3 protein-coding genes and 1 pseudogene are annotated in these 5,023 nt (G+C 62.4%); 2 read left to right on the forward strand and 2 right to left on the reverse strand.

Features of this window, described 5'->3' with window-relative positions:
• A pseudogene (locus EN879_RS24000) lies at window positions 1-783 on the forward strand (NAD-glutamate dehydrogenase domain-containing protein); the annotation flags it as partial.
• Between the two features lie 80 nt (window positions 784-863).
• Here EN879_RS24000 and EN879_RS24005 read toward each other — a convergent pair.
• The gene (locus EN879_RS24005) at window positions 864-3,008 is read right to left on the reverse strand and encodes a TonB-dependent siderophore receptor (protein WP_063169465.1); all 2,145 of its coding nucleotides are present in this window, start codon (window positions 3,006-3,008) and stop codon (window positions 864-866) included.
• A gap of 354 nt (window positions 3,009-3,362) precedes the next feature.
• Here EN879_RS24005 and EN879_RS24010 point away from each other — a divergent pair, with 354 nt between their 5' ends.
• On the forward strand, window positions 3,363-4,739 hold the full coding sequence (locus tag EN879_RS24010; protein WP_063170394.1) for an MFS transporter: 1,377 nt from the start codon (window positions 3,363-3,365) through the stop codon (window positions 4,737-4,739).
• Between the two features lie 53 nt (window positions 4,740-4,792).
• On the opposite strand, the gene EN879_RS39490 is transcribed toward EN879_RS24010, so the two are convergent.
• A partial coding sequence (locus EN879_RS39490) for a hypothetical protein (RefSeq protein ID WP_206520992.1) occupies window positions 4,793-5,023 on the reverse strand: 231 nt, incomplete at its 5' end.

Raw genomic sequence — 5,023 nt, forward strand, 5'->3', positions numbered from 1 at the left:
TTCGTCAACCGGCTGCAGGAGGCCACCGGGCGCACCGCCGCCGACGTGGTGCGGACCTTCGCGGTGGTGCGTGACGGTTTTGCCTTGCCGGCGCTCTATCGCGAGATCGACGCGCTCGACAACCAGATCGACGGCCAGGTGCAGCTCGATCTCTATCAGATGGTCAGCCGGCTGATCTATGTGACCAGCGGCTGGTATCTGAAGAACGATGCCGGCACGGCACCCCTCAGCCAGCGCATTGCCGAGTTGCAGGAAGCCCGCAAGGCGCTGGAGCCCAAGCTCGTTTCGCTGCTGCCGGCCTTTTCACGCGAGCGCATCGAGGAGAAGCGGCATGGGCTGTTCAAGGCCGGCGCGCCGGAAAGCTTGGCCGGGCAGCTGGCACTGAGCGAGGTGGCGGAACTCATCCCCGACATCGCGCTGACGGCGCGCACCGCCGGCGCCGATATCGTCGCCGCGGCCAAGGCGTTCTTCGCCGTCAGCGATGCCTTCCGCATTCCGCGTGTCGAGGATGCCGCACGCTCGATCACGCCATCGGACTACTACGATCAGCTGGCGCTTTCGCGCGCCACCGACACGATCGATGCGGCACGGCGCGGCATCGCGGTGGCGGCGCTCACCGGCCACGCCAAGACGGCCGATCCGGTGGCTGCCTGGCTGGACGCCGGCGGCGAGCGGGTGGCGCGCATCCGCGAGCGGCTGCAGGCGTTGACCGAGGGCGGCGACATCACCGTGTCGCGGCTGTCGGTGGCGTCGGGGCTGATGAGCGATCTGACGGGGATGTGAACCGTCGATGATTGCCACACGCGTTGTCGGGTGCGTGTGGCGCCTTTTCCAATGTTATCGGCGCTTGGCGTTCAGCAAGCTCACCAGGAATGTTTGAGGGTGCCGACGATTTTCAGCCGGTCGCCGTAGAATTCGGTCCCGTAATAGCTGGTTGTCAGATACTTCCGGTCGAACAGGTTCGTTGCGTTCAAGGCCAACGTCACGTCCTTGGTCATCTTGTAGCTAATCGCCGCATCCACCAGTGCGTAGCCGCCAATCGAAATGGTGTTCGCGTCATCCCCGTAGGTTTGTCCGATATAGCGCAGGCCACCGCCGATGGTCAGGTCGCCACGCGGTCCTTCCTCGGGAAGCGTGTAGTCGACCCAGGCTGACGCCAGGTGGCGAGGAACGCGCTGCGGCCGATTGCCGGCATTCCCGCCAATGCCGTCTTCCAGGATCTCGGCATCCCAGTAGGAATAGGCAAGCGTCAGGTTCAAGTTTTCCGCGATGGCGGCCTTGCCCTCGAGTTCGATGCCGCGGACGCCAACCTTGCCGATCTGCTGCTGGACAACAGGCGTGACATAGGTCGGAACATTGGTTTGGGTAAGGTCGAAGACCGCGGCTGTGAACAGGCCGTCGAAGCCGTCGGGCTTGTACTTGATGCCTGCCTCATACTGTTTGCCCTCCTGAGGCTTCAACGAGCCCGAGACCGCATACCCGTTGGCGCTTGGCGACACGAGCGGCTGGAAGCTTTCCGAATAGTTGGCGTAGACCGCGAGGTTCGGCGTGAATTTGTAGGTCAGGCCGGCGCGCTTGGTGAAGGCCGATGCGGTGTCGTCGTCCTGCGTTCCCAGGTCGAGATAATCAGCTGTCGTCTGCACGCGGTCCCAGCGCCCGCCCAGGGTGACGATCCAGCGGTCGTCAAACGTCAATTGCTCCTGGGCATAGACACCGACCGCCTGCTGCTTGACCCGCCAGTTCACATAGGGGCCGAGGTTGATGCAGGACAGACCGCAATAGGTCGGGTTGTCGATGTCGATGGGGCCGGCAGTGCCGAAGAGGATGTTTTCGCGGGTGTTGTCGTTGGCGTAGTCGACGCCGACAAGCGTCTTGCTGGCGACCCGGTCCCAGCCCGTATCGTATTGCAACTGATTGTCGAAGGCATAGCGGTTGGACAGGCCGCCGACGGAAAATGCCGTGCGGTCCGCCGTGGGGTCAAGCGACGCGCCGTAGACCTCGGCGTAGTCGAGGCTCAAATGCGTGTAGCGGGCATTGGAGCGGAAGGTGAGATTCTCGTTGAATTCATGTTCGAACTGGTAGCCGATATCGACCTGCTCGGTGTTGAAGCGGTTGAAATCCGGCTCGCCCAGGAAGGTGCCGATGTCGATATTGGCGCCGGCGGGGGTGCCGCGTGCGCCTGTGCCATCTCGCTTGTAATAGTCAGTCAGGATGGTGAGCGAGGTTCCTTCCTCGGGCTTGATGGTCAACGCGGGTGCGATGTAAAGCCGGTCGTCGTTGGAATAATCCCATCCTTGATCGCCATCCTTGGCCAGCCCGGTAAGCCGATAGGTCCACACGCCATCGGGGTCGATCGGCCCGCCAAAATCAACGCCAATCTCCTTGGTGCCGTCGCCATAGGACGTGTAAATCTCCCCCTGCTTCTGGTCCAGCGGCCGCTTGGTAATGGCGTTCACCAATCCGCCAGGGCCGTTGAGACCAAAAAGCGTCGATGTCGATCCCTTTAGGACCTCCACGCGCTGAAGTCCGTAAGGTTCGAGACGGCTGGCCGTGAACCAGGCTGGGATGCGCGCCGTCAAGCCGTCGCGATAGGTACCGAGCGATGTCTGGTCGAAACCGCGGATGCGAATATAGTCGTATCGGTCATCGTTGCCGAACTCGTCGGTGAGGACGCTGGATGTGTAGGCCACGGCCTGCTGGAGGCTTTCGACATGGCGCGCCTCCAGTTCCTTTTGGGTTACAACTGAAACCGAGGCGGGAACGTCGACGATCGGCGTATCGGTCTTGGTGGCGGTCGCCGTATCCTTGGCGACGATCGTTTGATCGGGCCCGCCAACGCGGTCCGACTTGCCGGTGACGACGATCGTTTCCAGTTGAGTTGCATCGTCCGGCGAAACGTCCTGGGCCCGGCCGGTCCCCACCATTCCAAAAGATGCCGCTATCAAGGCACTGCTCGCAATCAATCGCCTTGCCTGAATGCGCAACAATGCCTGTCGACCAATCGTCATCTCTTATTCCCTGTCAGACCAATTTCGAGCAGTTCGGCCGGTCACCGTTCCGGCCCTGCGCGAGCGCAATTAGTCAAAGCGGACAAAAAGAGTCAACTTAATAATCAAGAGATCCACGCCGGCGACAATCGTTGCGAAGCAGGGGGTGGAGGACGGCGCCGGACCTACGGTCCGACTTCCCCCACGAGAAAAATACGGGCTTGGTTCGCGAAGCGGACGAAAGCCGGTTGCATGGCTTTCGAACAGTGAACGCCCGGCAGCGTCAAGGGTACGGCACCGAGCTTCGTTCATTGCATGAGCGCATGAAACATGCAGACATGGCGCCCGACACGGAACCGGTGCCGAGGGATCATGATGACGGTAGAGACAGTGCAGCGTGCGTCCGGGCGCGGCATCTGGGGATGGATGCTGTTCGACTGGGCGGCGCAGCCGTTCTTCACGGTCGTGACGACCTTCATCTTTGGACCTTACTTCGTCTCGCGCATGGCGAGCGATCCGGAGACCGGCCAGGCGGCCTGGGGCTACGGCATTGCCGCGGCCGGTCTTGTCATCGCCGTGCTGTCGCCTATCCTCGGCTCGATTGCCGACCAGACCGGCCCGCGCAAGCCCTGGATCGCATTCTTTGCCGCGGTCAAGGTCACCTGCCTTTGCATGCTTTGGTTCGCGGCCCCCGGTTCGAACCTTTTCCTGGTCGTGCTATTCTTTTCGCTGGCGTCGGTCGCGGCCGAGTTTTCGACCGTGTTCAACGATTCGATGATGCCGCGCCTGGTGCCGAAGAGCGAGATCGGCCGAATCTCCAACATGGCCTGGGGCCTTGGTTATCTCGGCGGCATGATCGCGCTGATCTTCGTCGTCGCTTGCTTGGCCGGTTCGCCGGAGACCGGCAAGACGATCATCGGCACCGACCCGCTCTTTGGGCTCGACCCGAAGCTCGGCGAGGACGCGCGCGCAACCGGGCCTTTGTCAGCCGGCTGGTACTTCCTGTTCATCCTGCCGATGTTCTTTTTCACCCCCGATGCCATCAAGGGCCTGCCGATCGGCCCTGCGGTGCGAGAGGGGTTGGCGGAGCTGAAAGTGACGCTGGGCGAGGTGCGCAAGCGCAGCGGCATCTTCCGCTTCCTTGTCGCCCGCATGATCTATCAGGACGGTGTCAATGCGGTGCTGGCGCTGGGGGGCACTTTCGCAGCAGCGATGTTCCACTGGTCGATCACCGAAATCGGTATTTTCGGCATCATTCTCAACGTCGTCGCCATCTTCGGCTGCCTGGTTGCAGCCCGTCTCGATACGGCGCTTGGCTCAAAAACCATCGTCATGATCTCGCTGGTCCTGCTCAGCATCGCCACGATCGGCATCGTCTCGACCGGACCGGGCTATACTTTGTTCGGCCTCTGGATGATGCTTGGACCGGACAGCGGTGGCCTGTTCGGCACGGCAGCGGAAAAGGCCTACATCTTCTTCGGCCTGTTGATCGGTGTGGCTTTCGGGCCGGTGCAGGCGTCGTCGCGATCCTACATGGCGCGCAGCGTCACGGCCGCCGAATCCGGCCGCTATTTCGGCATTTATGCGCTGGCCGGACGGGCGACCAGTTTCCTGGCGCCGTTCATGGTCGCGTCCGTCACCCTGGCCAGCGGCTCGGCACGGCTCGGCATGGCGGTGATCGTGCTGTTCCTCGGGATCGGCATGGCGATCCTGGTCAAGACGCCCTATCCAGCGGACCGGCCGGCGGATTGAGTTCTTTCTTCCTTCTCCCCCTGTGGGGTGAGCGGCCGGTTCGCGAAGCGAATTCATCGTGCCAGTGGCACGATGAAAGGCTGACGAACGCCGGGACGCTGCGGAGCAGCGGGGACCCGGCAGGGCGGATCGTCCACCGCCCGGCCCTTCGCGGGCTCAGGGCGTTCGAAGCTCGAAAAGCCAAGCAATTGGCTTTTCGTTTGCTGCGCGAACCGCTTCTCACCCCGCAAGGAGAGAAAGAAGAAGTGCGTCAATGCCTGAAATGCCGGACGCCCGTAAACACC

The sequence above is a fragment of the Mesorhizobium sp. M7A.F.Ca.AU.002.02.1.1 genome, assembly GCF_003998535.1.
Taxonomy (GTDB): Bacteria; Pseudomonadota; Alphaproteobacteria; order Rhizobiales; family Rhizobiaceae; genus Mesorhizobium; species Mesorhizobium ciceri.